The organism is Variovorax sp. 10L421, assembly GCF_056395365.1.
Map to the genome: position 1 here is coordinate 1 of NZ_JBFTJJ010000040.1, position 26,287 is coordinate 26,287.

Annotated in this window: 22 protein-coding genes; 16 read left to right on the forward strand and 6 right to left on the reverse strand. The window is 67.7% G+C overall.

Annotated features, from left to right (window positions below; genetic code table 11):
• From AC1DFC_RS28575 to cydX, 9 genes are all read left to right on the forward strand, one after another.
• Positions 1-393, forward strand: a 393-nt coding sequence (locus AC1DFC_RS28575; RefSeq protein ID WP_478179923.1) for an electron transfer flavoprotein subunit alpha/FixB family protein, incomplete at its 5' end; no start/stop codon positions are given.
• Positions 394-467: 74 nt separating this feature from the next.
• The gene (locus AC1DFC_RS28580) at positions 468-2,258 is read left to right on the forward strand and encodes an acyl-CoA dehydrogenase (protein WP_007828828.1); all 1,791 of its coding nucleotides are present in this window, start codon (positions 468-470) and stop codon (positions 2,256-2,258) included.
• Between the two features lie 80 nt (positions 2,259-2,338).
• On the forward strand, positions 2,339-3,301 hold the full coding sequence (locus tag AC1DFC_RS28585) for an NAD(P)H-dependent flavin oxidoreductase (RefSeq protein ID WP_007828829.1): 963 nt from the start codon (positions 2,339-2,341) through the stop codon (positions 3,299-3,301).
• Between the two features lie 59 nt (positions 3,302-3,360).
• Positions 3,361-4,473 carry an acyltransferase family protein gene (locus tag AC1DFC_RS28590; protein ID WP_413315502.1) on the forward strand — a complete coding sequence of 371 codons (1,113 nt, stop codon included), beginning with the start codon at positions 3,361-3,363 and terminating at the stop codon, positions 4,471-4,473.
• 156 nt (positions 4,474-4,629) lie between these two features.
• Complete coding sequence (cydD, locus tag AC1DFC_RS28595; protein WP_478180477.1) at positions 4,630-6,318, forward strand: thiol reductant ABC exporter subunit CydD; 1,689 nt, start codon at positions 4,630-4,632, stop codon at positions 6,316-6,318.
• Positions 6,315-8,027 (forward strand): amino acid ABC transporter ATP-binding/permease protein, encoded by a 1,713-nt coding sequence (locus AC1DFC_RS28600; protein ID WP_478180478.1) that lies wholly within the window; start codon positions 6,315-6,317, stop codon positions 8,025-8,027. Before cydD ends, AC1DFC_RS28600 begins: the two co-directional genes overlap by 4 nt.
• A 38-nt stretch (positions 8,028-8,065) precedes the next feature.
• Complete coding sequence (locus AC1DFC_RS28605) at positions 8,066-9,679, forward strand: cytochrome ubiquinol oxidase subunit I (RefSeq protein ID WP_478180479.1); 1,614 nt, start codon at positions 8,066-8,068, stop codon at positions 9,677-9,679.
• Entirely contained in the window at positions 9,676-10,830 is a 1,155-nt protein-coding gene (gene cydB / locus AC1DFC_RS28610; protein WP_478180480.1) for a cytochrome d ubiquinol oxidase subunit II, read from the forward strand. The genes AC1DFC_RS28605 and cydB overlap by 4 nt, the downstream gene beginning before the upstream one ends.
• A 14-nt stretch (positions 10,831-10,844) precedes the next feature.
• A complete protein-coding gene (gene cydX / locus AC1DFC_RS28615; RefSeq protein WP_007828837.1) occupies positions 10,845-10,994 on the forward strand; it encodes a cytochrome bd-I oxidase subunit CydX in 150 nt (49 codons plus the stop codon).
• Positions 10,995-11,102: 108 nt separating this feature from the next.
• On the opposite strand, the gene AC1DFC_RS28620 is transcribed toward cydX, so the two are convergent.
• The 6 genes from AC1DFC_RS28620 to pip all read right to left on the reverse strand — a co-directional run bounded on the left by AC1DFC_RS28620 (position 11,103) and on the right by pip (position 17,414).
• Entirely contained in the window at positions 11,103-11,687 is a 585-nt protein-coding gene (locus AC1DFC_RS28620; RefSeq protein WP_007828838.1) for a GbsR/MarR family transcriptional regulator, read from the reverse strand.
• 94 nt (positions 11,688-11,781) lie between these two features.
• Positions 11,782-12,675 (reverse strand): DUF2167 domain-containing protein, encoded by an 894-nt coding sequence (locus AC1DFC_RS28625; RefSeq protein ID WP_157632114.1) that lies wholly within the window; start codon positions 12,673-12,675, stop codon positions 11,782-11,784.
• 85 nt (positions 12,676-12,760) lie between these two features.
• A complete protein-coding gene (locus tag AC1DFC_RS28630; RefSeq protein ID WP_007828844.1) occupies positions 12,761-13,447 on the reverse strand; it encodes a Fe2+-dependent dioxygenase in 687 nt (228 codons plus the stop codon).
• Positions 13,448-13,473: 26 nt separating this feature from the next.
• The gene (locus AC1DFC_RS28635) at positions 13,474-15,774 is read right to left on the reverse strand and encodes a TonB-dependent receptor (RefSeq protein ID WP_413335758.1); all 2,301 of its coding nucleotides are present in this window, start codon (positions 15,772-15,774) and stop codon (positions 13,474-13,476) included.
• Positions 15,775-15,958: 184 nt separating this feature from the next.
• The gene (locus AC1DFC_RS28640) at positions 15,959-16,381 is read right to left on the reverse strand and encodes a cupin domain-containing protein (protein ID WP_413335756.1); all 423 of its coding nucleotides are present in this window, start codon (positions 16,379-16,381) and stop codon (positions 15,959-15,961) included.
• Positions 16,382-16,460: 79 nt separating this feature from the next.
• Positions 16,461-17,414: a prolyl aminopeptidase gene (gene pip / locus AC1DFC_RS28645; protein ID WP_478180481.1), complete on the reverse strand. Its 954-nt coding sequence runs from the start codon at positions 17,412-17,414 to the stop codon at positions 16,461-16,463.
• 148 nt (positions 17,415-17,562) lie between these two features.
• Here pip and AC1DFC_RS28650 point away from each other — a divergent pair, with 148 nt between their 5' ends.
• The 7 genes from AC1DFC_RS28650 to AC1DFC_RS28680 form a co-directional block, all read left to right on the forward strand.
• Positions 17,563-18,024: an ArsR/SmtB family transcription factor gene (locus AC1DFC_RS28650; RefSeq protein ID WP_157632112.1), complete on the forward strand. Its 462-nt coding sequence runs from the start codon at positions 17,563-17,565 to the stop codon at positions 18,022-18,024.
• On the forward strand, positions 17,910-18,374 hold the full coding sequence (locus tag AC1DFC_RS28655; protein WP_413315477.1) for an SRPBCC family protein: 465 nt from the start codon (positions 17,910-17,912) through the stop codon (positions 18,372-18,374). Before AC1DFC_RS28650 ends, AC1DFC_RS28655 begins: the two co-directional genes overlap by 115 nt.
• Before the next feature lie 100 nt (positions 18,375-18,474).
• Positions 18,475-18,660, forward strand: a complete 186-nt coding sequence (locus AC1DFC_RS28660; RefSeq protein WP_007828850.1) for a hypothetical protein — start codon at positions 18,475-18,477, stop codon at positions 18,658-18,660.
• Between the two features lie 32 nt (positions 18,661-18,692).
• Complete coding sequence (gene aroC / locus AC1DFC_RS28665) at positions 18,693-19,805, forward strand: chorismate synthase (protein ID WP_478180482.1); 1,113 nt, start codon at positions 18,693-18,695, stop codon at positions 19,803-19,805.
• A complete protein-coding gene (locus tag AC1DFC_RS28670) occupies positions 19,805-20,998 on the forward strand; it encodes an MFS transporter (RefSeq protein WP_007828852.1) in 1,194 nt (397 codons plus the stop codon). The genes aroC and AC1DFC_RS28670 overlap by 1 nt, the downstream gene beginning before the upstream one ends.
• A 94-nt stretch (positions 20,999-21,092) precedes the next feature.
• On the forward strand, positions 21,093-23,312 hold the full coding sequence (locus tag AC1DFC_RS28675) for a LamG-like jellyroll fold domain-containing protein (protein WP_413335751.1): 2,220 nt from the start codon (positions 21,093-21,095) through the stop codon (positions 23,310-23,312).
• 308 nt (positions 23,313-23,620) lie between these two features.
• Positions 23,621-26,287: type VI secretion system Vgr family protein (locus AC1DFC_RS28680; RefSeq protein WP_478180483.1), on the forward strand; the 2,667-nt coding region annotated here is incomplete at its 3' end.

Here is a 26,287-nt window from a genome sequence, read left to right on the forward strand (position 1 = left end):
CGGGAAGTCACGAAGAGCGAACGCCCCGAGCTGACGGCCGCCAAGATCATCGTCTCGGGTGGCCGGGCGCTGGGCAGCGCCGAGAAGTTCACCGAGGTGATGGCGCCGCTGGCCGACAAGCTCAACGCGGGCCTGGGCGCCAGCCGCGCAGCCGTGGATGCGGGCTACGCCCCGAACGACTGGCAAGTGGGCCAGACGGGCAAGATCGTCGCCCCGCAGCTGTACATCGCCTGCGGCATCTCGGGTGCGATCCAGCACCTGGCCGGCATGAAGGATTCCAAGGTGATCGTGGCGATCAACAAGGACGAGGAAGCGCCGATCTTCTCGGTGGCCGACTACGGGCTCGTGGCCGACCTGTTCACGGCGGTGCCGGAACTGGTGAAGGCGCTCTGACCGCACCGGCGCAATGAGCCAGAGGGCATCGTTCGCGATGCCCTTTTCGTATCCGCTGTATCTGGAGACAAGACATGAGCTACACCGCCCCCCTCAAGGACATGCTGTTCGACATCGAGCACCTGGCCAACATCGGCGAGATCGCGAAGCTGCCGGGCTTCGAAGACGCCGGCCTCGAAACCGCGCAGGCCGTGCTGGAGGAATGCGCGCGCTTCAACCAGGATGTGGTCGCGCCCCTGAACGTGGCGGGCGACCGCAATCCCTCGTCGTTCAAGGACGGCGCCGTCACCACCACGCCGGGCTTCAAGGAGGCCTTTGCGCAGTACGTGTCGGGTGGCTGGCAGGGCCTTCAGCATCCGGCGGACTTCGGCGGCCAGGGCCTGCCCAAGACCATCGGCGCGGCCTGCGGCGAGATGCTCAACTCGGCCAACATGAGCTTCGCGCTGTGCCCGCTGCTGAGCGACGGCGCCATCGAGGCGCTGCTCACGGCCGGCTCCGACGAACTGAAGGCGGTGTACCTCGAAAAGCTCGTGAGCGGCCAGTGGACCGGCACGATGAACCTCACCGAGCCGCAGGCCGGCAGCGACCTGGCCATGGTGCGCAGCCGCGCCGAGCCGCAGCCCGACGGCACCTACAAGGTGTTCGGCACCAAGATCTTCATCACCTACGGTGAGCACGACATGGCCGAGAACATCGTGCACCTGGTGCTGGCGCGCGTCACCGGCGCGCCCGAGGGCGTGAAGGGCATCAGCCTGTTCGTCGTGCCCAAGTTCCTCGTGAACAAGGACGGCTCGCTCGGGGAGCGCAACGACGTGCACTGCGTGAGCATCGAGCACAAGATGGGCATCAAGGCCTCGCCCACCGCCGTGCTCCAGTACGGCGACCATGGCGGTGCCGTCGGCTACCTCGTGGGCCAGGAGAACCGCGGCCTCGAATACATGTTCATCATGATGAACTCGGCCCGCTACGCCGTGGGCATGCAGGGCATCGCGATTGCCGAGCGCGCTTACCAGCACGCTGTGGCCTACGCCAAGGACCGCGTGCAGAGCCGCCCGGTCGACGGTTCCATCAACGCCAGTGCGCCGATCATTCACCATCCGGATGTGAAGCGCATGCTGATGACGATGCGCGCCTACACCGAAGGCTGCCGCGCGATGGCCAGCGTGGCCGCCGCCGCCTACGACGCCGCGCATCACCATCCCGACGCCGATGCGCGCAAGCAGAACCAGGCCTTCTACGAATTCATGGTGCCGCTCGTGAAGGGCTACAGCACCGAGATGAGCCTCGAAGTGGCTTCGCTGGGCGTGCAGGTGCACGGCGGCATGGGCTTCATCGAGGAGACGGGCGCGGCGCAGTACTACCGCGACGCGAAGATCCTCACGATCTACGAAGGCACCACCGCGATCCAGGCCAACGACCTCGTGGGCCGCAAGACCGCGCGCGACGGCGGCCGGACCGCGAAGGCGATTGCCGCGCAGATCGAGAAGACCGAGGCCGAACTCGCCAAGAGCGACAGCGCCGCTGCAGCCGCCGTGCTCAAGCGCCTGAAGGCTGCGCGCGAAGCCTTCGTCGAAGTCGTCGATTTCGTCGCGGGCCAGACCAAGGCTTCGCCCAACGCCGTGTTCGCAGGCAGCGTGCCCTACCTGATGCTCGCGGGCAACCTCGTGGCAGGCTGGCAGCTTGCGCGCTCGCTGATCATTGCGCAGGACCTTGCCTCGCGCAGCTTCGATACCGACTTCATGCTGGCGAAGATCGCCACCGCGCGCTTCTATGCCGAGCACATCCTCAACAAGGTGCCGGGCATGCGCGACAGCATCGTCGACGGCGCCGAAAGCGTCACGGCGCTCGCGCTCGAGGCTTTTTGAGCCCCGCCCCGTGTCGCCCACCTGACGGGCGGCAGGGGCTCCTCTCTCTTATAAAACCGACATCCATTTACGGAGACAACATGTCCAAGCTACCCCCCGTCCTCGCGAACCTGCCGCTGCCGATCATCGGCTCGCCGCTGTTCATCATCAGCAACCCCAAGCTCGTGATTGCGCAATGCAAGGCCGGCGTGGTCGGCTCGATGCCCGCGCTCAACGCGCGTCCCGCGGCGCAGCTGGAAGACTGGCTCGCGGAGATCACCGAGGAACTCGCGGCCTACAACAAGGCCAATCCGGACAAGCCAGCCGCGCCGTTCGCCATCAACCAGATCGTGCACAAGAGCAATGACCGCCTCGAGCACGACATGGAAATGGTCGTGAAGTACAAGGTGCCGATCGTCATCACCTCGCTGGGCGCGCGCACCGACGTGAACGACGCGGTGCACAGCTACGGCGGCGTGACGCTGCACGACATCATCAACAACAAGTTCGCGCAGAAGGCGATCGAAAAGGGCGCCGACGGCATCATCGCCGTGGCGGCCGGCGCCGGCGGCCACGCGGGCACGAAGAGCCCGTTCGCGCTGGTGCAGGAAATCCGCCAGTGGTTCGACGGCCCCATTGCACTGTCGGGCTCCATCGCCACCGGCGGCGCGGTGCTTGCGGCGCAGGCCATGGGCGCCGACTTCGCCTACATCGGCACCGCCTTCATCGCGACCGAAGAGGCGCGCGCCAGCGAGGACTACAAGCAGGCCATCGTCGACGGCACTTCCGACGACATCGTCTATTCCAGCCTCTTCACGGGCGTGCACGGCAACTACCTCGCACCCAGCATCGTCGCGGCCGGCATGGACCCGGCCAATCTGCCCGAAGGCGACGTCAAGACCATGAACTTCGGCGGCGGCGAAGGCAGCAAGGCCAAGGCCTGGAAAGACATCTGGGGCTCGGGCCAGGGCATCGGCGCCGTGACCGAAGTGGCGAGCGCCGCGGCCTTCATCGAAAAGCTCAAGCGCGAATACCAGGAAGCAAGGCAACGGCTCGCGCTTTGACTTCCGCCGCGAACGGCGCGGCGCCTGCTGCCGGCGCGCCGTCGTCATCCGTGGGGCGCATGCCGCTGCTCGATGCGGCAAAGGGCATCGCCTGTGCGGTGATCGTCGGACACCATCTTTCGCGCTACGGCCCGATGCCGGCCGGCGCGTATGCGCTCGCGCCCGATTTCTTCGCCTGGCTGGCTGACGAGGGCCGGCTGGCGGTGCAGGTGTTCCTTGTGATCGCCGGCTTCCTGGCGGCCGCCAGCCTTGCGCCTGACGGCCTGCTGCGCGTGGAGCGGCCGGTGACGCGCATCCTGCAGCGCTATGGGCGGCTGGTCATGCCATACCTTGCTGCGCTCACGGTGTGCGTGCTGGTCGCGGCGGTGGTGCGGCCATGGCTCGACGAGGAGGTGGTGCCCGCGGCGCCGACCTTCGGGCAGTTGGTCGCGCATGGATTGCTGCTGCAGGACCTGCTGGGCTTCGAGTCGCTGTCGACGGGTGTCTGGTACGTGGCCATCGACTTCCAGCTGTTTGCATTGGCGCTGGCGCTGGTGGGCCTGCCCACGCTGCTGCAGCGCTCGAGCGGTTCGCCGCCGCCGGGCGCGCAGATGCGCTGGATGCCCGTGGCGCTGGTGGTCGGCCTGGCCGTGGCTTCGCTCGTGCTCTTCAACCGCAACGCGGGGCTGGACGACACCGCCTTCTATTTCTTCGGAACCTACGGCCTGGGCATGCTGGTGTTCTGGATCGGCCGCGCCACGCGCGCCAGCACCTGGCAGAGCGCCGTCGCGCTGATGGCGCTGGTGGGAGCAGGCGCGCTTGCCCTCGACTGGCGCAGCCGCATCGCGACCGCGCTGGTCACGGCGCTGCTGCTGGCCGTCGCGCAGCGCCGGAACTGGCTGTCGCCGCCCCGTTGGCCTGCCGTGGCCATGCCGTTGCTGCGGCTGGGGCGCATGTCTTACTCGCTGTTCCTGATCCACTTCCCGGTGCTGCTCGCCACGAATGCGGCGGTCGCTAATTCCGGGCCGCACGGCGCGTGGTTCGATGCGGTCGGCCTCGTGGCGACCTTCGGCCTGTCGGTGGCCGCGGCGGCGCTGCTGTATCGCTGGGTGGAAGCGCGCCCTGCCTCGTGGCGCGCGGTCTTCGCGCTGTTTGCCGCGCTGCTGGTCAGCGGAATAGTCGTTTCTCATTAAAGGACAGGCGCGCCCGCGCAGGCGCACTGGCCGAATCTTCCTGAACCGGTTGCGCTCGAGCGCTGGAGCGTGCAGTCTGCGGGCTCGTCAGTCGCTCCCGTCTCCGGTATGATTGCGGAAATTTCAGTAAATACTGAAAATACACGAAAAAAAGGAATGACCAAGCACTCGCCGCTCCGATCGCCGCTGCGGGCTTTCGCGTCGCCCGACGTCGGCGGGATGGTGCAGGGCGCCGCGGCGCTGTTCTGGCTGCCGCAGGCGGCGCTGCTGGCGATGGCGGTGCAGGGGCTGGCGTCGGGTCGCGGTTTGGCGGCCGTGACCTGGCCCGCCGGTGCGATCCTGTTGCTCGGGCTGCTGCGGGCAGGCTGCGAGGCCTGGGGCGCGCGCCGGACCTTCTCCCGGGCGCGCGCGCAGCTCACGGTGCTGCGCGCGCAAACAGCCGCGGCGCTGGCCGGCGGCTCGCCGCTGGATCGCGGCCGCGCGCCTTCCGGGCTGGCCGCCMGCGTGCTCGCCGAGCAGGCCGAGGCGCTGGTGCCGTACCTGGTGCGCTACCAGCCCGCGCGCTGGCGCGCGACGGTGGTGCCGATCTTCATCCTGTGTGCGGTGGCCGCCTTTTCGTGGGTGGCCGCGCTGGTGCTGCTGGTCGCGGCGCCGCTCATTCCGGTCTTCATGGCCATCGTCGGCTGGCGTGCCAAGGCGGCGAGCCAGGCGCAGATGGTGGAGATGGGCGGCATGAATGCGTTCCTGCTCGACCGGCTTCGCGGGCTGGCGACGCTGCGTGCGCTCGATGCGGTGGAGGCCACGGTGCAGCGGCTGGACGATGCCGCGCAATCCCTGCGCCGGCGGACGATGGCGGTGCTGCGCATTGCGTTTCTCTCGTCGGCCGTGCTGGAGCTTTTCTCGGCGCTGGGTGTGGCGATGGTGGCCGCCTACGTCGGTTTCCACTTGTTGGGCACGCTCGGCTTCGGCACCTGGGGCCGGCAGCTGAGCCTGGGCGAGGGGCTGTTCGTGCTGCTGCTGGCGCCGGCATTCTTCGAGCCGCTGCGTGAGTTGTCGGCGGTCTGGCATGACCGGGCTGCGGGCGAAGCGGCGCTGGAGGCGCTCGGCCGCTTGCAGCGCAACGAACTGCCGCTGCCTGGTGCGAACGCTTCGCTGACGCGCGCAGCGATGGCTCCGACCGGCGGGGCACCGGCCGTCGCCGTCCGCAACCTGCATTTCTCCTGGCCCGGTGAGCCGCAAGAAGTCTTCGAAGGCTTCGAGCTTCGCGTCGCGGCCGGCGAACACATCGCGTTGATGGGGCCCAGCGGCTCGGGCAAGACGGCCTTGCTGTCCTTGCTCGCAGGYCTCGTGCCCGCGACGCGCGGCGAGATCTCGGTCGGCGGCGTGGTGCTCACGGATCGCACGGTGACGGCGCTGCGCCAGCGTATGGCATGGATGGGCCAGGCACCGCACGTTTTCGCCGGCTCGGTCAAGACCAATGTGGCGTTGGGGCGCGCGGAGGTGGGTACCTCGGAGGTCGCCGAGGCGATGCGCTTCGCGTCGCTCGACGCTGTGGCGCAGGCGCATCCCGGCGTGGCGATCGGAGAGGGCGGCCATGGCCTGTCTGGCGGAGAAGCCGTGCGGCTCGCGCTCGCACGCATCGCGGTGCATCCGCATGCCGACCTGCTGCTTGTGGACGAACCGACGGCCCACCTCGACACCGAAACGGCCGAGCGCGTGGCCGATGCGCTGGTGGCGCTGGCGCGCGGCAAGACCCTCGTCGTCGCCACGCACGACCAGGTGCTGGCTGCGCGCATGGACCGTGCAGTGAACCTTGGCACCGAAGCGATGGAGAGGGCAGCATGAAGGCGTCGCCTCTCGTCGCTTCGAACTGGCGCGATCTGCGCCTGGTGCTGCGCCCCTTCCTTGCCGCGCAGCCGCGTCCCCTGCTGCTGGGCTGCCTGCTCGCGGCAGTCACCGTGCTTGCAGGCATGGCACTGCTCGGGCTTTCGGGCTGGTTCATCACCGCGACCGCATTGGCCGGCCTTCATGCAGCCACCGCCTTCAGCTTCGACGTGTTCATGCCGTCGGCCGGCATCCGCTTGCTGGCGCTCGGCCGTACGGCATCGCGCTACGGCGAGCGGCTGGTGACACACGACGCGACCTTCGCCGTGCTCGCCGCGCTGCGCGTTCGCCTGTTCCGCGGCTGGGCCAAGGCCGAGGCGGCGCGCGAACTGCTGATGCGCCCGGCCCGCCTGCTGTTTCGCCTGACGGCCGACATCGATGCGCTGGAGTCGCTCTACCTTCGCCTGTTCGTGCCGGCCGCTGCGACATTGGGCGCTGCATTGCTGGCGGGCCTCGTGCTCGGCTTCATGCACGCCGGCGTGGGCATTGCGCTGATGCTCTGGCTCGTGGTCGTCGGCTGGGGCATCGCGTTCCTCGTCGCAAGGCGCGCGCGCCGACCGGCCGTGCAGCGGGCGCATGCCATGGAAGCGCTGCGCGCACGCGCGGTCGACCTCGTGGCGGGGCAGGCCGACCTGGTGATGGCAGGCCGCATCGGCGCACAGCGCGAGGCATTGATGAATGCCGATATGCACCTCGCCAAGGCGGACCTCGCGTTGAACAAGCTCGAAGCGGCGGCTGGTCTGGCCTATGGCAGCGCAAGCACCCTGACCCTCGTTGGCGTGCTGCTGGCCGTCGGCGTGCTGGCAGGCGAGGGCGTCATCGGCGCGCCCGCTGCGGCGCTGGCACTGCTGGTGGCACTCACAGCGGCCGAACCTTTCGCGGCCTTGCGCCGTGGTGCGCTCGATGCGGGCCGCACGTGGCTGGCGGTGCGGCGCCTTGCACCGCGCATGACTGCGCAAGGCAACGAGGTTGCCGCGGCACAAGAGCGTGACGCGGCCTTCGCGGTGGAGCTGAAGGGCGTCACGGTGGTTCACCCCGGCAGCCGCACGCAAGTGTTGCGCGACGTGTCGCTGACCCTGGACGCAGGCGAGCGCGTCGCACTGATCGGCGCAAGCGGCGCCGGAAAGTCCACGCTGCTCGCAGCGATCGCCAACGAGATCACGCCACAGTCCGGCATCACGAGCGCGCAGCCCGCTTGCCTGCTCACGCAGCGCACCGAACTGTTCCAGGACAGCCTGCGCAACAACCTCCGCCTTGCAGCCCCCGACGCCACCGACGAGCAATTGCACGCCGCACTGCGCGCCGCAGGTCTCGAAAGCGACGTGCGCGCGATGGTCGCCGGCCTTGGCACCCGCCTCGGCGAGGGCGGCCTCGGCCTCTCGGGCGGGCAGTCGCGCAGGCTCGCACTGGCGCGCCTGCTGCTGCGCCCCGTACCGCTCTGGCTGCTCGACGAACCGACCGAGGCGCTCGATGCCGCTACAGCGCACGACGTGCTGCATCGCCTCGCGCAACACGCCGGCCGACGCACCTTGCTGATCGCCACGCACCTGCGCCGCGAAGCCGCGCTGGCCGACCGCATCGTGTGCATGCACCAGGGCTGCATCATCGCCGACCTGCGGCGTGGCAGCGGTGGCTTCGACGCTGCGCTGCGCAGCCTGCGGCCGGATTGATTTCAGAACGGGAAAACAGGGAACACAAAGGAAGACTCATGGACCTCGACATCGTCGCGCTATCGCGCCTGCAGTTCGCCGCCACGGCGCTGTATCACTTCCTGTTCGTGCCGCTGACGCTCGGGCTTTCGATCATTCTCGCGATCATGGAGACTGTCTACGTGATGACCGGTCGCACGATCTGGCGCGACATGACGAAGTTCTGGGGCGTGCTGTTCGGCATCAACTTCGCAATGGGCGTGGCCACCGGCATCGTGATGGAGTTCCAGTTCGGCATGAACTGGAGCTACTACAGCCACTACGTCGGTGACATCTTCGGCGCGCCGCTGGCCATCGAGGGGCTCATGGCCTTCTTCATGGAAGCCACCTTCGTCGGGCTGTTCTTCTTCGGCTGGGACAAGCTGTCGAAAGTGGGCCACCTGATCGCGACGTGGGCCGTGGCCATCGGCTCGAACTTCTCGGCGCTGTGGATCCTGATCGCCAACGGCTGGATGCAGAACCCCGTGGGCGCGGCCTTCAACCCGCAGACCATGCGCATGGAAGTGACCGACTTCGCCGCGGTGCTGACCAACCCCGTGGCGCAGGCCAAGTTCGTGCACACCGTGTCGGCGGGATACGTGTGCGCGGCCGTGTTCGTGCTCGGCGTGTCGGCCTGGTACGTGCTCAAGGGGCGCCACCTCGAACTTGCAAAGCGCTCGATGACTGTTGCGGCCTCGTTCGGCCTCGCCGCCGCGCTGTCGGTGGCGGTGCTCGGCGACGAAAGCGGCTACCTCTCGGGCGAACACCAGAAGATGAAGCTGGCCGCCATCGAGGCCATGTGGGAAACGCAGCCCGCGCCCGCCGCCTTCACCGTCATCGGGTTTCCCGACCAGCAGGCGCGCGAGACGCACTACGCCATCCACGTCCCGGCGGTGATGGGCCTGATCGGCACGCGCTCGCTCGACACCGTGATGCCCGGCATCGACGAACTCGTGAAGCGCGCCGAAGCCCGCATCCGCGAAGGCCTCAAGGCGTACGACGCGCTGCAGAAGATCCGCGAAGCCGGCGGCACCGGCAAGGTCACGCAAGGCGTGCGCGGCGACTTCGAGGACAACGGCATCAACATGGGCTACGCGCTGCTGCTCAAGCGCTACGTGGACGACCCGCGCACCGCCACCGACGAGCAGATCGCAAAGGCCGCGTGGGACACCGTGCCGCAAGTGGCGCCGCTGTTCTGGCTGTTCCGCGTGATGGTGGGCATCGGCATGCTGCTGATCGTGCTGACCGCCACTTTCTTCGTGCTGTCGGCACGCCGCAGGCTGGACCGCTACCGCTGGCTGCTGAAGCTCGCCGTGTTCGCGATTCCGCTGCCGTGGATTGCCATCGAGTCGGGCTGGCTGGTGGCGGAGTTCGGCCGCCAGCCGTGGGTGATCGAGGGCGTGCTGCCAACCGCGGTGGCCGTGTCGAACCTCGGCGTGAAGACGCTGCTGCTCACGCTCGCGGGCTTCGTCGCGATCTACAGCACGCTGCTCGTCATCGAGATGAAGCTGATGCTCAAGGCCATCCGCAAGGGGCCTGAAGCCGAGCACGCGCCCGACGAGGGCGACACCCGCTCGCACGTTCCGCCGGCGCACGCCGGCGCCGCTGTTGCCACCACCGGGAGCGCCGCATGATCCTTCACACACTCCTCGACTACGACACCCTTCGCATCATCTGGTGGCTGCTGATCGGCGTGCTGCTGGTGGGCTTCGCCGTGACCGACGGCTTCGACCTGGGCAGCGGCATGCTGCTGCCTTTCGCGGCGCGCAACGACATCGAACGCCGTGTCGTCATCAACAGCGTGGGCCCGGTGTGGGAGGGCAACCAGGTGTGGCTGATCCTCGGCGGCGGCGCGATCTTCGCGGCGTGGCCGCAGCTGTACGCCGTGTCGTTCTCGGGCTTCTACCTGGCGATGTTCGTGATTCTCACGGCGCTGATCCTGCGGCCCGTGGCCTTCAAGTTCCGCAGCAAGCGCGAGTCGCCGCAATGGCGCGCACGCTGGGACGGCGTGCTGTTCTTCAGCGGCTTCGTGCCCGCGCTGATCTGCGGCGTGGCCGTGGGCAACGTGCTGCAGGGCGTGCCGTTCCGCTTCGGAAGCGACATGCACATCTTCTACGACGGCGGCTTCTTCGGCCTGCTGAATCCGTTCGCCGTCCTGTGCGGGCTGGTGTCGGTGGCGATGCTCGTGATGCACGGCGCGTCGTGGCTGCTGCTGAAGACGGCCGGGCCGGTCGCCGAGCGCGCGCGCAGCTACGGCATGGTCGCCGCGGTGCTCACCATCGCGCTGTATGCGCTGGCCGGCGTCCTGCTGGCGACGAGCATCGGCGGCTATCGCATCAGCAGCGTGGTCGATGCGATAGGACCGTCGAATCCGATGCTGAAGACTGTCGAGCTGCACGCCGGTGCGTGGACCGCCAACTACACTGCGCACCCGTGGACATGGGTCGCGCCGGCCGCGGGCTTCGTCGGCGCGCTGGGTGCGCTGCTCGGCCTCGCGCTGCGCCGCCCGGTGCTCGCGCTGCTCGCGGCGGCGCTCGGCATCGCCGGCATCATCCTCAGCGTGGGGGCGTCGATGTTCCCGTTCATCCTGCCGTCGTCGATCGATCCGCGCGCGAGCCTCACGGTGTGGGACTCGTCGTCGAGCCACCTCACGCTGTTCATCATGCTGGTGGTCACGGCCTTCTTCATTCCCCTGATCGTGGCCTACACCAGCTGGGTCTACCACGTGCTGTGGGGCAAGGTCGACGAACAGGCGATCCGCGACGAGAGCGGTCACGCCTACTGAACGGAGGAAAAAAGATGTGGTACTTCGCCTGGATCCTCGGTCTGCCGCTGGCAGCCGCTTTCGCCGTACTCAATGCCATGTGGTACGAACTCATGGACGACGACGCCATCCGCAGGGAGAAGCTCGAGATGCCAGAGGCGCCGCAGGGGCAGGAGCGGCTTTGAGAGTCCATTCGCTTTTTGCGGTCAGTCTGGGGGGCGTGCACAGGCCACCGGGTACTCCCCTCCGCGAAGGTCCCCCGTCGGCGTGAGCGCCCCCGAACGGCGCCCCCTTCAATCCGCCGCGGGCTTCTTCTTCGAGACGCCGCCCCCCGTGATGCGGTCCTTGAGTGTCAACACTTTCGTCACCGTCGCGCCCATGCCCATGAGCTTCATGGCGGTCTCGGGCGCGAGCCGCTGCACGTCGTCGAACCATTTCATCAGCCGGTCGATCAGGTCGTGCATCTCGCGCATGCGCTCCTGCGCGTGGCGTTCGGCGTCGCTGGTGGGTGATTCGAGCAGCGCGTTGCGCAGCATCGAGAGCGTGGGTTCGATCTCGCGGCGGCGGCGCTCCTCGGCCAGCACGCGAAAGATTTCCCACACGTCCGAGGGGGCCTCGAAGTATTCGCGCCGGTCGCCCGCGTGATGCCGCAGGTGCACCAGCCGCCAGGCCTGCAGTTCCTTCAGGCCCATGCTGACGTTCGAGCGCGAGAACTCGAGCAGCTCGGCGATCTCGTCGGCGTTGAGCGCGCGCTCCGACAGGAAGATCAGCGCATAGATCTGCCCGACGGTGCGGTTGATGCCCCACTTGCTGCCCATCTCGCCGAAATGCGCGACGAACTGGCGGTTGAGGGGAGGGAGGTCGGAGGAGGTGGCCATGCCCGAATTGTCGTGCCGGATTGCTGGAATTCCGGGACGTTCTGAAAACTCAGTCCGGTTGCGCCGCCGCGGTCCTTCGGTCCGGCCCCTGCGCTCAAGCCTTCTTCTTGAACAGCTTCGCGATGCCCCACAGCGCCGCACCGCCCGCCACCACGGCCAGCTTTGCGAACTTGGCCAGGAAGGCCAGCGCAATCGCGAACAGGCCCAGTTTCTTCACCGCAACGCCGGCCACCAGCGCGGCCAGGCCGTAGGCGGCGACCTTGTCGGTCGATGAATTGAAGTCCGCGTACTTCTTGCCGTCGTCGTACTGGATTGCGGCCAGCAGCTTGCTGGCGTCGGGCTTGTATTTGTCGAGGTCCTTGGCGTTGGTGATGAGGTTCAGGCTCAGGTAGCCGTCGCGGCCCAGCGCGTAGGTGTTGTAGTTGACGCCTTGGCTGCCGTCGGTGTTGCCCTTGCGCTGGGACAGGGCCGACCACACGAGGCGGTGCGATGCGGCTTCGTACTGCGGCTTCTGCGCCCAGCCCGTCACCTCGATGGCGGGGATGCCGCGCTTGGCGCGCTCCTCGTTCGCGGCTTCGGTGCCTTCCTTCAGGCTCTTGAGCAGGTCGTCGGCGTTCCAGTCCTTCGCATCGTCGTCCTTGATATAGCCCTCTTTCACGAACTTCACGACGGCCATCCAGTCGGCATCGTCGGCGGGGAAGATCGCGCCGACGAAGGTGTCGTCGGTGCGGTTGCCCATGCTGCGCATCAACTGCGCGGCGGCGGGCGTCGGCACCCACACATAGCCCGCGGGCAGCTGAAGGTGGGCCTGGTCGCGCAGCACGATGTCGGCGGGGCCGGCCTTCTGCACGGCCTTGGCAGCCTTGAAGGCGGCGTCCTGCTCGGCCTCCAGCGAACTGGCGGTCGAAGCGGGGGTGGACGGGGTGGTGCCGGTCGGCGATGCGGCGTGGCCGGTGTGGGCCACGAAAGCGGCGCACGCGAGCAGCACGCCGGCTGTCAGGCGGGTGGTTTGAATACGCAAGTTCTCTCTCCTCGGTTGTTGTATGTCTGGTGAGCCGGGAGAGTTTAAAGAACTAGGTGTCGCTCCACTTCCTCAGCAGGTTGTGGTACGTGCCTACGAGCGTGCGGCGCGCCGATTCGTCGGCGCCGCTCTGGTTGAGCCGCTGGATCGCGTTGTCCATGTCGAACAGCAGCGCGCGGTCGCCCGCGTCGCGCACGAGGCTCTGCACCCAGAAGAAACACGCGACGCGCACGCCGCGCGTGATGGGCGTCACCTGATGCAGGCTGGTGGCGGGGTAGAGCACCATGTCGCCGGCCGCGAGCTTCACGGTCTGCATGCCGTGCGTGTCTTCCATCTGCAGCTCGCCGCCGTCGTAGCTGTCGGCGTCCGACAAAAACAGCGTGGCCGACAGGTCGGTGCGCAGCTTGCGGCCGGTGCGCGGGTCGATGCGTACGCCGCCGTCCACGTGCAGGCCGAAGCGCATGCCTTCGCTGTAGCGGTTGAACATCGGCGGGTACAGCAGGTTCGGCAGCGCCGCGCTGATGAAGGTCGGGTGGCGTTCGAGCGCGCTCGCCACGATGGACTGGCATTCGTGCGCCACCGCCGAGCCTTCGTCGATCTGCTGGTTGAACTTGACCGGCGCGCCCTGGTGGCCCGCGGTGACTCGGCCGTCGACCCACGCATCGCCGGCCGCATCGAGGCGCGCGCGGACCGCCGCAAGCGCTTCGCGGTCCAGGATGCCGGGAATGCAGACCAGCATGGCGAATCGTCTTCTTCTTCAGGGCCTCAAAGGCGGTAGGTGAGCGACAGTGTGGCGGCGCGGCCCGAGCCCGGCACTGCACGGCCGCCGTCGGAGGGGATCAGCGCGTCGTAGTAGTAGCGGTTGGCCAGGTTGAACAGGTTCAGCCGGATGTCGTACTTGGGCTGATGGTAAGCCACCATCGCGTCGAGGCGCGCGTAGCCGCCGACCTGCACGAGGTTGGTGTTGTTCGCGAAGCGCTTCGCGCTGTAGGTGGTGCCGCCGCCGATCTCCCATTCGGGCGTGATGGCGTAGGTGGCCCACAGGCTGGCCGCGTCCTTCGGCGTGTTGGCGGGCGTCTTGCCGAGCGTGCCGGGCGCGATGCCGTTGACGATGGTGGCATCCAGGTGCGTGTAGGCGCCGAACAGCTGAAGCTTGTCGGTCACCCGGCCCGCGACACCGGCGCGCGCGCCGTTCACGCGCACCGTGCCGGTCGCGCTGTAGGTGCCGTCGCTGTTCTGCGAGCGCGCGTTGGTCTGGGTGATCTGGAAGGCGGCCGCTGTCAGCGAGAGGTTGCCGTCGTTCAGGTCCCACTTGCCGCCGAGTTCGTATGCCTTGTTCTTCTGCGGCGGCAGCGGCTGCGTGGCACCCGTGGTGGCGACGAGCTGTTCGAGCGAGGGGTTGAACGAGGTGCTGTACGACACGTAGTACGACTGCGAGGGCGTGGGCTGCCAGATCGCGCCGGCGCGCACGCTGGTGAAGTCGACGGTCTGGCTTTCGCTGCCGAGCGTGGTCGCGGTCGGGATGCTGTTGTAGACGCTTGCGCGGTAGTGGTCCTGCCGCACGCCGGCCACCAGTTTCCATTGGGGGCTCAGCTCGATGGTGTCGTTGACGTAGCCGGCCACCGTGGTGGCGCTCGCGGTGGCGAGGTTGCCGCGCAGGCTGGGCGCGGTGCTCGGCGTGTTGCCCTGGTACGGCGCGAGCAGCGGCGAGCATGTCGCGTAGCCGCTGGTGCCGCCCACCGGGTTCAGCGCCACGCCGTTGCAGGCGCCGTTGCGGTAGTAGGTCTGGTTGTCGTAGGTGTCGTGGCCCAGTTCCAGGCCCGCGAGCAGGGTGTGCTTGACCGAGCCGGTGGTGAACTTCGTGTTGAGCTCGGTCAGGTTGAACAGCGACTTGTCGTGGATCGTGCGGTCATGGCTTTGCTGGCGCACCCACAGGCTGCTCAGCGGCAGCGACGAGAACGCGGCCGCGGGCGCGGCCGTGGTGCCGGTGGACAGGGGCGTGAACACGCCCTTGGTCGACAGGGTGCCGATGCCCTGCGGCGCGGTCTCGCGTGCGTCGGTGGTCACGTCGTTGTACTGCGTCTGGTTGCGGATCGACGTGTCGGGGGTGAGCTTGTGCTGCACCACGGCGCTGAAGGCCTGGATGTCGGAGATCGTGCGGTCGTCGCTGAAACCGTAGGCCGTGTCGCGGTCGACCTTGGCTGGGCGGCCGTTGAGTGGCGGCACGCCGTAGTCGGGCTGGTCGCGGTTGTGCTGCACCAGCGCCGAGAGCGTGACCTGCGTCGGCGTGTTGATGCCGAACTTCAGCGAGGCGTCGAGGCCGAAGTCCTTCAGCTTCGTCTGTTCGCGCGTGCTGGCGTCGCCCTGCTGGCCCATGGCCGCGATGCGGAAGGCCGAGGTGTCGGACAGCGGGCGGTTGACGTCGATCGTCGAGCGTACGAGGCCCGTGGTGCTGGCCGACACCGAGACCTCGCCCGCGGGCGTGAGCGAAGGCTTCTTCGTGACCTGGTTGATCACGCCGCCGGTGGAGCCGCGGCCGAACAGCATCGACGAGGGGCCCATCAGCACCTCGACCGATTCGAGCGCGAAGGTGTCGCGGTAGTACTGGGCGCGGTCGCGTGCGCCGTCGAGGTAGATGTCGGTACGCGCCGAGAAGCCGTTGAGGTTGATGTTGGTGCCGATCTGCCCGCCTTCGGCGCCGCCGATGGTCAGGCCCGGCACGTTGCGCAGCGCGCTCGCGAGCGAGGTGGCGCCTTGCGACTGCATCACGGCCTGGTTGATGACGGTGACGGACTGCGGCGCATCGCGCAGGTCGGCCGGCAGGCGGTTGAGCGAGGCAGGGTTGGCGCCGAAGCCTGTCTTGTCCTGCGCATCCTGGACCTGCACTTCGCGCAGCGTGGTGGGCACGGAGGTGCCGGCAGCGGGCGAGGGCTTGGGGGCGGGCGAGGACGCGGCGGGCTGCGCGACCTGTTGAGCGAACGCCGTGGGGAGGGAGGAAGCGCACAGGCCGATCAGGGCCAGTGCGACGGGCGTGCGGCGACGCATCGAGCGGGTGGGGGGAGTCATCGTGGAGCCTTCGAGAGGACGCAAACAAAAGCGTCGGCCGGGATTCTGACTGCGAATCACTCTTGTTTGACACTTTCCTCGCCCGATGTTTGGCCGAGGAGACAGCCCCGCCGTCTTTACGTGCGAGGTCAGGTTGGAGACAGGTTATTTGGAGTAAAAGCCGCCCGCCGGTGGCCGTACGACTCTACTTCCAGGGCGTCGGCGGCGGAATCTCGCACACCGGCTCCACGTCGACGCTCTTGAAGTCCGCCGGCGAGACGATTTCCAGGTACTCCATGTCCGGCGAGTAGTCGAACAGGAAGTGCCGGATGCCTGGCCGCTGGTGCACCACGTCGCCGGCCTCGACCAGCGTTTCCTTGTCCTCGTACATGAAGCGGGCCCAGCCCTTGACCATGATCACGATCTGGAAGTCCGCCTCATGGCGGTGCCAGCCCGTGCCCGTTTCCGGTGCCATGTTGGCCTTGACCAGATGCGCGATCACCTTGCCGTTGGTGGCTTCGGCGATACCCAGGTCGCGGTAGAGAAAAAAGTCACGCAAACCACCCGATACGAACTCGGTGTCACCGGGCTTCACATGGGAGAACTGGGTGGCGGGACGGTCCGGCATGGGGCGCTCCTTCGCAGGTGATGGGTGTTGCGGTGCAACACGCATAAAGCGTTCCCAGGTCGGGCCGGCCAGGCGCGATTCAGCGGCCTGCGAAACTGTCGGTCGCGCGCAGCAGCTGGTCGAGGATGCCGGGCTCCGAGTAGGCATGCCCCGCGCCCTCGATCAGGTGGAACTCTGCTTCGGGCCAGGCCTTGTGGAGCGCCCAGGCGTAGCGCGCGGGGCAGGGCATGTCGTAGCGGCCGTGCACGATCACGCCGGGGATGCCGTGCAGCTTGTGCGCGTCGCGGAGCAGCTGGCCGTCTTCGAGCCAGGCGTCGTGCACGAAGTAGTGGTTCTCCAGCCGCGCGAAGGCCAGCGCGAAATGATCGTCGGCATGCGTCTCGGCGAGCGCGGGGTTCGGCAGCAGGGTGATGGTCTCGCCCTCCCATACGCTCCAGGCGCGAGCCGCCTCGATGCGCGCCACCGGATCGTCGCTGGTCAGGCGCTTGCGGTAGGCCGCGATCATGTCGCCGCGTTCGGCCTCGGGAATGGGCGCCTGGAACTTCTGCCACTTGTCGGGGAACATCTCCGACACGCCGAACTGGTAGTACCACTGCAGCTCGGCGCGGGTCACGGTGTAGATACCGCGCAGCACCAGTTCGCTCACGCGCTCGGAGTGCTTCTGCGCATAGGCGAGGGCGAGCGTGGAGCCCCACGAGCCGCCGAACACCAGCCAGCGATCGGCACCTACGCGCTCGCGCAGGCGCTCGATGTCGGCCACCAGGTGCCAGGTGGTGTTGGCCTCCAGGCCGGCGTGCGGCTGCGACTGGCCGCAGCCGCGCTGGTCGAACAGCATCAGGTCGTAGCGCGCCGGATCGAACAGCCGCCGGTGTTCGGGCGAGATGCCGCCGCCGGGCCCGCCATGCAGGAAGACCGCCGGCTTGGCGCCGGGCGTGCCCACGCGTTCGTAGCGGATGAGGTGGCCGTCGCCCACGTCGAGCGTGCCGGTTTCGTAGGGTTCGATCGGGGGGTACGGTTGGCGCAGGTCGGGCATCGATGGTTCTCCTTTGGCGGGTGTTGGCGCTCCGAGGTCGAGCATATGGCCCCGGGGAAGATGAGCTGCGGCAACGTGTCGGAGCTTGCCACGCACGTCGTCGAAACACGGCTTGACGAGCCCATGGGCCCTCCAGATACTCAACCGTATGGTTCACTCAATCGCCCTCCCGGACGCCGGCACCCTCGACGCAGTCTTCGCCGCGCTTTCCGATTCCACGCGCCGCGCGGTGCTCGAAACCCTGGGCGAACGCAGCCTCAGCGTGACCGAACTGGCCGAGCCGCACGGCATGTCGCTCACCGGCTTCATGAAGCACCTGCGCGTGCTCGAAGAGGCCGGCCTGATCTCGCGCACGAAAGAGGGCCGCATCGTGCGCTGCGCGCTGTCGCCCCTGCCCATGCAGGAGGCTGCCGTGTGGTTGTCGCGCTACGAGAAATTCTGGACCGGGCGCCTCGATGCACTGGCGCGCTTTCTCTATCACCAGGAGGAGACCGAATGGAGAACCCTTCCGCCCGAGACGCCGCCGAGCGCCCCTCGCTCACGCTCCGCCGGCACTACCGCGTTGCGCCCGACAAAGTCTGGCGCGCGTGGACCGACCCGCAAGCGCTGAAGCGCTGGTTCGGGCCCGCGGAGATCGTCTCGGTCCCCATCGCCGAGGTCGACCTGCGCGTGGGCGGCCGCTTCCGCGTGGCCATGCTGGCGGCCGACGGTGAAACGCACGACGTGAGCGGCACCTACCTCGAGGTGGTGCCCCATCGCAAGCTGGTCTTCAGCTGGGCATGGCGCAGCACGCCGGAGCGCGAGTCGCGCGTCACCGTGCGCATCGAACCCGATGCCGAGGGCTGCGAACTGGTGTTGCTGCACGAACAGTTCTTCGACGAGGCCGCGCGCGACAGCCACACCCACGGTTGGACCGGCGCTCTCGCCAAGCTCGAAGGCTGGCTGCTGCCGCCAGCGTGAAGCGCGTGCACCCGAAGCCCCGGGTGGCGCCGCATTGCCGCAGCGATGACGAAACCCCATACTGGGGCTTCCACGACGCGATGGATTACCGGAGCCTCCCATGAGCAATGAACTGCGCAAGAAGCTGCACGACCTGGCCGAACTCTGCGACAACACCTCCGACCCGCAGACCAAGGCCATCATCGAGGCGATCCGGCTCCAGACGGCCGTGCTGAACGAACGGCTGTTTTCCATCGAGCTGCAGGTGGGCGCGCTGACCAAGCGCATGGAAAACACGACCGACTGAGGGGCGGCCGCTTTGTGGGGATAATCCCGGGCATGAGCGGCAACACCTTCGGAACACTCTTCGCGGTCACCAATTTCGGCGAGTCGCACGGCCCGGCCATCGGCTGCGTCATCGACGGCTGCCCCCCCGGCATGGCACTGAGCGAGGCCGACATCCAGGGCGACCTGGACCGTCGGCGCCCCGGCACCAGCCGCCACGTCACCCAGCGCAACGAGCCCGACGCGGTGCAGATCCTCTCCGGCGTGTACGAAGGCAAGACCACCGGCACCCCGATTGCACTGCTGATCCAGAACACCGACCAGCGCAGCAAGGATTACGGGCAGATTGCCCAGCAATTCCGCCCCGGCCATGCCGACTTCACCTACTGGAAGAAGTACGGCATCCGCGACCCGCGCGGTGGCGGGCGTTCCTCGGCGCGGCTGACCGCCCCCATGGTCGCGGCCGGCGCCGTTGCCAAGAAGTGGCTGGCCGAGAAATACGGCATGGTGTTCCGCGGCTGCATGACGCAGATCGGCGAAATCGCCATTCCGTTCGAGAGCTGGGAGCACGTGCCCAGCAATCCCTTCTTCGCCCCCATCGCCGACGTGAGCGCGCTGGAGGACTACATGGACCGCCTGCGCAAGGCCGGCGATTCGTGCGGCGCGCGCATCCGCGTCACCGCCACGAACGTGCCCATCGGGCTCGGTGAGCCGTTGTTCGACAAACTCGACGCAGAGATCGCCTACGCGATGATGGGCATTAACGCGGTAAAGGCCGTCGAGATCGGCGCCGGCTTCGACAGCGTCACCCAGCGCGGCACCACGCATGGCGACTCGATCACGCCCACCGGCTTCGTCACCAATAACGCGGGCGGCATCCTCGGCGGCATCAGTTCCGGGCAAGACCTGGAAGTGACCATCGCGATCAAGCCGACCAGCTCGATCATCAGCCCGCGCCAGTCCATCGACATCCACAACAACCCCGTCGAGGTCGTTACGAAGGGCCGCCACGACCCGTGCGTCGGCATCCGCGCCACGCCCATTGCCGAGGCCATGCTGGCGCTGGTGGTCATGGAGCACGCGCTGCGCAACCGCGCGCAGTGCGGCGACGTGCAGACGCAAGCCAACGCGACCGAAGCTGCGTCGCCGCAGGCGTCCTTCCTGTAGTGTCCGCCCCGCCGCCAGTGGCCGCCGGGCGCGGCCACCTGCTGGCGTTCGCTGGTCTGTCGGCCAGCTATTTCGCGCACATCGGCTTCTTCAATCCCTACCTGCCACTCTGGCTCAAGGACCTGGGGCTTCCGATCTTCACCATCAGCCTGCTGGCGTCGGTGCAGTCGATCACGCGGGTGTTTGCGCCGTACGCCTGGGGCGCGCTCAGCGACCACACGGGGCAGCGCGTCAAGCTGCTGCGCTTCAGCGCGGCGGTGGCGCTGCTCAGTTCCTTCGGGCTGTGGTGGCACGGCGGCGCCTGGTGGCTCGCGCTGGTGCTGCTCGTGATGTTCACCCACACCAGCTCGATGATGTCGCTCACCGAGGCCGCAATGGCGCAGCTGGTGGCCGGCGACTGGGGGCGCTACGGGCGCATCCGGCTGTGCGGCTCGGCCGGCTTCCTGCTCACGGTGTTCGTGGCGGGCGAGTGGTTCGAGCGCTTCGGCATGAAGCACTTTCCGGCCTGGGCGGCCGGCACGCTGGCCATCGTGCTGCTCGCGACGATGAAGCTGCCGGACGTGCGCGAGCCGCCCGCCGCCCACGATGCGGTGAGGGTGCCCATCGGCCCGGTGCTGCGCAACCCGTCGGTGCAATGGTTCTTCGCGGCGCTGTTCTTCCAGGTGATGTCGCACTTCTCGGTGTACGCGTTCTTCTCGCTGTACCTCGATTCGATCGGCTACGGCAAGAGCACCATCGGCCTGCTGTGGGCGCTGTCGGTGGTGGCGGAGATCGTCTGGTTCTTCCTGCAGGGCCGGCTCATCGGCCTGATGCCGATGCCGCGCTGGATGCTGGTGTGCGGCATCGCGGCCGTCGCGCGGCTGGGGTTGACGGCAGGGCTCGGCGGCTGGATCGCGGCGCTCGTCGTGGCGCAGTGGCTGCATGCGCTGAGCTTCGCGGCGCACCACACGACCTGCATCGCGGTGGTGTCGCGCCGCTTTCCCGGCCATCTGCGCGGACGCGGCCAGGCGCTGTTCACGGTGATCGGCTATGGCTTTGGCGGCGTTCTGGGCGTGCTGCTTGGCGGCGCGGTCGCGCAGGCTTTCGGCTACCGCACGATGTTCACCGCGGCGGCGCTGCTGGCGGTGCTCGGCAGCCTGTGCGCATGGCAGGTGGTGAAGCTGGAGCGGATGGAGCGAGCGCGCAACGCCTGAACGCGAACCGGTGCACCGAAGTGACACGAGCCTTGCATGCCCGTGTCATCGCAGCCTCCTACGCTGCGCGCTTCGCAATTTCTCCTCATTTCCCATGTCCGTTTCCGACGATTCGCGCGGCGCCCGCGCGCCGCGCGTTGCCGCGCCTGCCGAACCGAGCAATTCCCCATCGAGTGGCGGTGACAACCACCGCACCCCACCGCGCCGCCAGGTGCTCAAGCTAGGGGCATCGCTGCTGACGGTCAGCGGCAGCAGTGCCTTGCTTGCCGCCTGCGGCGGTGGTGGCGGCGGCAGTTCACCCGCCTTCGGTCCGCTGCCAGCGCCTGCATCGGCGCCAGCACCCGCGCCGACACCGGCATCCACGTCGGCACCAGCACCCACGCCAGCACCGCCGGCCGCCGCTGCCAAGATCTCCAGCTTCGCGCTCGCCGTGATGCCCGACACGCAGTTCTATGCGCGCTACGCCACCGCCGCCGAGAGCGACCAGTACGACAAGCGCTTCGGCAGCGCACCTTTCGCCGCGCAGACGAAATGGATCGCGGCCAACGCCAAGGCGTTGAACATCCCGTTCACCATCCATCTCGGCGACGTGGTCGACCAGGTCGGCAAGCCCGACCAGTGGAAGGTGGCCGATGCCGCCATGAAGGTGCTCGAAGACGCGAAGCTGCCCTACAGCGTGCTTGCCGGCAACCACGACGTGCTGAAGGATTTCGACTACAGCGTCGACCCCGTCGGCGGCACCGATGCCGACCGCGACCCCACCAAGGAGCCTTACATCCAGTGGTTCGGCCCCGAGCGCGCGAAGAAGCAGACCACCTTCGGCGCGCGCGACCCGAGTGGCTTTCACGAATACCACGTGTTCGAGGCGCAGGGCCAGAAGTTCATGGTGCTGTCGCTGTCGTGGCGCATCTCCGCCGCGGGCATTGCCTGGGCTCGCCAAGTGATTGCGAAGAACCCGACGCTGCCCGTCGTTCTGGTGAACCACCAGTTGCTGAATATCGACGCCGACGGCAAGAGCCCGCTCGAAACCGATTACGGCAGGATGCTCTGGGAGAAGCTGATCCGCGACAACGACCAGATCTTCATGACGCTCAACGGCCACCATCACGGCGCCGCGCACCTCACGAAGACCAACGACTTCGGCCACAAGGTCGAGGAGATGGTGGTCGATTACCAGATGGCCTACCAAGGCGGCAACGGCCTGATGCGCCTCTACGAATTCGACCTGACGAACAAGCAGATCAGGGTGCTGTCGTTCTCGCCCTGGGTGCCGCAGAAGCCGGCCAATACACTGAATACCTTCGACCAGGCAGTGCTCACCACCCCCAACGAAGCCTTCGTCATCGACGTGGACTTCGCGCAGCGCTTCGCGGGGTTCAACAAGAGCTTCGGCACCGGCAGCGCCACCATCGACAGCTCCCTGGTAGACCAGGCCCGCGCGATGATCCTGGCCAACTACAAGGACCCGGCGACGGTCGAGCAGCGGCCCGCCGCGAATTCGGACGACTACCCGAAGGTCGCGAACACGCTGGCGCACTGGCGCTTCTTTGGCGGCGCGGTCAACCAGCCGGTGCTGCCGGGCACCGTCGTCGCGGACGTCACGGGCAACAACCCCCTGCACCGCGATGCGCTGAACCAGGGCGGCATCGTCGGCGCCGCCGATGGCGACATCGTGTGGACCGACGACCGGCACTACCTGTCGGCGGCGCCGGGCTCGGTGCGCTTCCTCAACACCAACAAGAACACGCCGCGGCTGAGCTACTTCCTCACCGACGCGGCGGCGCCGATCAACGCGCAGACGCTGGAGAACGGCTACACGGTCGAGGCCTTCATCAAGATCGACAAGAGCTGGGCCAGCGGCAACCAGGCGTGGATGAACATCATGACGCGCGACGGCCGCCGCGGCGATCTGGCTGGCTACTCGGGTGGCGATCCGGAGTCTCCGCCGATGCTGTTCGCCATTTCGAGCCTGCGCGAGGTGCAGTGGGAAGTGGTGCCGAGCCCGGCCGGCACGCGCGCGCCCAAGGCCAATTGGTCAGGCGAAGTGATTGCCGACCGCTGGGTGCACGTCGCGATCGTGAACGACCCGGTGTCGCACGACACCACGATGTACGTCGAAGGCGCGCCGGTGCTGCGCAATGCGTCGGCCATCCCGGGCCTGGCCACGCTTTCGGCCACCTCGCCGTGGGTGGTGGGTGGCGGCTCGTGGGATGGTGCTCGCGCCGACGGCTTCTTCGGCAACATCGGCGAGGTGCGCGTGGTGGCGGCGGCTTTGACGCCGGCGCAGTGGCTGACGTCGCGCAAGGCGGCATGAGCCGTTGGATTTCTTTGCGGGGATGAATTGCGGGGCTGATCCCGGGAGCAAGGGAATCTTGCTATTCCGCACGGGTCTGCAACAACCCGCTCGAGTTGCCGATCGCCAGCAAGGCCTTTGATTGGGCTGCGCTGCCGGTTTGGCCGCATCTCCATTTTTTGCATTGGGTCTTACGCAAATTGACCATTTAGAATAATTGGAAAGGTAATTCACGGGGAGGTGGGCATGGCGCTCATTTTTAAAACAATATTCTTATTCGTTTTATTGCAATTGAGCAATTTGGCTTATTTGCCGGATGCAGAGGCGCAATGAGCCGCCGCGTCAGCATCCAGACGCCGTTGGGCGAGGCGTTGCAATTTCGCCAATTGGTGGGCCGCGAGGCACTGAGCCAGCTCTACGCGTTCGACATCGAACTGCTGGGCAGCAGTAACGGCATCGACCCCAAGGCACTGCTGGGCAAGGCGGCCACCGTGGCGGTGGAAACCGAGGGCGGCGTGCGCTACCTCGGCGGCATCGCCACCCGGTTCGGCCTGCAGCAAGAAGACGCGCGCCATTCCTTCTACCGCCTGCAATTGCGTCCCTGGTTGTGGCTGGCCACGCGGCGCAGCGACTTCCGCATCTTCCAGGGCAAGAGCGTGCCCGACATCGTCATGGAAGTGCTCGGGAGCTACGGCTACCCCATCGAGAAGAAGCTCACGCGCGGCGACTACCGGCGCTGGGACTACTGCGTGCAGTATCACGAGAGCGACTTCAACTTCGTCTCGCGCCTGTGCGAACTCGAAGGCCTCTACTTCCACTTCCGGCACGAGGCGAGCCAGCACGTGCTCGTGTTTGCAGACGACATCGCGAACTCGCACAACCCGCTGCCCGGCGGGGAGGAGGTGCGCTACCACCCGCTGGAGAAGTCCGGCATGGGCCAGCGCGAGCGCATCTACGCGTGGGAGATCGCCGAAGAGGTGCGACCCGGCCATCACTACAACGACGACTACGACTTCGAGAAGCCCAAGGCCGAGCTGTCGCACCTGCGGCAGATGCCGCCCGGGCACGACCACGACGCCTACGAACAGTACGAATGGCCGGGCGGTTTCGTGCAGCACGGCGACGGCGAGACCTATGCGCGCATCCGCAACGAAGAACAGCTCAGCCAGCGCAATCGCGTCACCGGCAGATCCAACCTGCGCGAGCTGGCCACCGGCCACACCCTGCGGCTGACCGGCCATCCCAGGGCCGACCAGAACCAGCAGTACCTGCTCGTGGGCGTGAGCTACCACCTGCAGGAGAACCTGCAGGCCAGCGAAGGCGCCGACGGCACCGAAGGCTCCGTGCAGCGCTTCGCCTTCGAGGCTCAGCCCACCAGCTACGCGTGGCGCCCGCAGCGCACCACCCCCAGGCCGCGTACACGCGGCCCGCAGACGGCSAAGGTGGTSGGYCCGGCSGGCGARGARATCTGGACCGACCRRTACGGSCGCATCAAGGTSCAGTTCCACTGGGACCGCATYGGCSAGGACAACGAGMACKCCAGYTGCTGGGTGCGCGTGTCCACCGCATGGGCCGGCACCACCTTCGGAATGACCAGCGTGCCGCGCATCGGCATGGAGGTCATCGTCGACTTCCTCAACGGCGACCCCGACTACCCCATCGTCACCGGCTGCGTGCACAACGCCGACACCATGCCTGCGTGGGAGCTGCCCGGGCAGAAGCACCTGTCGGGCATCCGCAGCCGCGAGTTGGGTGGGGGCCGAGGCAACCACATCGTGCTCGACGATACGGCAGGGAAGATCCAGGCGCAGCTGCGCAGCGATCACCAGGCCAGCCAGTTGAGCGTTGGGCATATCGGGCGCATCGAGGACACGGCTGGGCGCAAGGAGCCACGAGGCCAGGGCTTCGAGCTGCGTACCGATGGGCATGGGGCGGTGAGATCGGCCAAAGGATTGCTGGTGACCACCGAGGCGCGGGCCAACGCGCAGGCGCACATGACGGACATGGGCGAGACCGTGGGCCGCCTCACGCAGGCGCGCGACATGCACGAAGGCCTGAGCGAAGTGGCACGGGGTGCGCAGGCGCACGACGCCGGCGACCAGGACGAGGTCACGGAGATCCTCAAGGCGCAGAACGACGCCATCAGGGGCCAGGGCGGCAACCGCGAGCAGGGCGACTTCCCCGAGTTCCAGGAGCCGCACCTGACGCTGGCCAGCGCCCGCGGCCTGCAGACCGTGGCGCAAGGTTCCACCCACATCGTGAGCAGCGAGCACACCGCGCTCACCAGCGGCGGCCACACCAGCGTGAGTGCGGGCAAGAGCCTGCTGGTGAGCGTGCAGAGCGCGATCCGCCTGTTCGCCGCCAAGGCCGGCATGCGGCTGGTGGCGGCCAGCGCCGACATCGACATCAAGGCGCTGAAGGACAGCGTCAACGTGCTGGCCAAGCTCAACATCACGCAGACTGCCAACAAGATCACCATCCAGGCGAAAGAAGAGGTGGTGATCAACGGCGGCTCGAGCTACAGCCGCTGGAGCTCTGGCGGCATCGAGCACGGCACCTCCGGTACCTGGCGCGAGCACGCCGCGGTGCACAGTCTGGTCGGGCCGGCCAGCGAGGGCAAGCCTGCGCTGCCCAATCCGCCGCAGGTGCCCAAGGGCCAGCTCGATCTCTACCACCAGTACATCAAGCCGACCGGCGAAAAGCACCAGGGCGTGGCGCAGGGCGATTTCACCGTGGTCGATTCGGAAGGCGGCACGCACGCCGGAACGCTGGACCGCAACGGCTTCGCGAGCGTCGCGGGCCTGCCTATCGGCACCGCCAAGGTGACCTTCGGCAAGGACCCTCGCGATCCGTGGGAGGAGGGCAGCTACTTCGGCACGCCGCAGGACTGGAAGGGCAAGGCCCCGGCCGGCGGTGGCTTCGATGCGGCCGGCGCTGCATCGGGCGTCTCGGGGCTGCTCGGCGGGGCGGGCGGCGGCGCCGCGGCCGCGCTGGCC

Bases quoted from the DNA above. Each gene is read 5' to 3' on its own strand.
- AC1DFC_RS28580 (WP_007828828.1), top strand. From the start codon at position 468: ATGAGCTACACCGCCCCCCTCAAGGACATGCTGTTCGACATCGAGCAC.
- AC1DFC_RS28585 (WP_007828829.1), top strand. From the start codon at position 2,339: ATGTCCAAGCTACCCCCCGTCCTCGCGAACCTGCCGCTGCCGATCATC.
- AC1DFC_RS28590 (WP_413315502.1), top strand. From the start codon at position 3,361: ATGCCGCTGCTCGATGCGGCAAAGGGCATCGCCTGTGCGGTGATCGTC.
- AC1DFC_RS28600 (WP_478180478.1), top strand. From the start codon at position 6,315: ATGAAGGCGTCGCCTCTCGTCGCTTCGAACTGGCGCGATCTGCGCCTG.
- AC1DFC_RS28605 (WP_478180479.1), top strand. From the start codon at position 8,066: ATGGACCTCGACATCGTCGCGCTATCGCGCCTGCAGTTCGCCGCCACG.
- cydB (WP_478180480.1), top strand. From the start codon at position 9,676: ATGATCCTTCACACACTCCTCGACTACGACACCCTTCGCATCATCTGG.
- cydX (WP_007828837.1), top strand. From the start codon at position 10,845: ATGTGGTACTTCGCCTGGATCCTCGGTCTGCCGCTGGCAGCCGCTTTC.
- AC1DFC_RS28620 (WP_007828838.1), bottom strand. From the start codon at position 11,687: ATGGCCACCTCCTCCGACCTCCCTCCCCTCAACCGCCAGTTCGTCGCG.
- AC1DFC_RS28630 (WP_007828844.1), bottom strand. From the start codon at position 13,447: ATGCTGGTCTGCATTCCCGGCATCCTGGACCGCGAAGCGCTTGCGGCG.
- AC1DFC_RS28635 (WP_413335758.1), bottom strand. From the start codon at position 15,774: ATGACTCCCCCCACCCGCTCGATGCGTCGCCGCACGCCCGTCGCACTG.
- AC1DFC_RS28640 (WP_413335756.1), bottom strand. From the start codon at position 16,381: ATGCCGGACCGTCCCGCCACCCAGTTCTCCCATGTGAAGCCCGGTGAC.
- pip (WP_478180481.1), bottom strand. From the start codon at position 17,414: ATGCCCGACCTGCGCCAACCGTACCCCCCGATCGAACCCTACGAAACC.
- AC1DFC_RS28650 (WP_157632112.1), top strand. From the start codon at position 17,563: ATGGTTCACTCAATCGCCCTCCCGGACGCCGGCACCCTCGACGCAGTC.
- AC1DFC_RS28655 (WP_413315477.1), top strand. From the start codon at position 17,910: ATGGAGAACCCTTCCGCCCGAGACGCCGCCGAGCGCCCCTCGCTCACG.
- AC1DFC_RS28660 (WP_007828850.1), top strand. From the start codon at position 18,475: ATGAGCAATGAACTGCGCAAGAAGCTGCACGACCTGGCCGAACTCTGC.
- aroC (WP_478180482.1), top strand. From the start codon at position 18,693: ATGAGCGGCAACACCTTCGGAACACTCTTCGCGGTCACCAATTTCGGC.
- AC1DFC_RS28675 (WP_413335751.1), top strand. From the start codon at position 21,093: ATGTCCGTTTCCGACGATTCGCGCGGCGCCCGCGCGCCGCGCGTTGCC.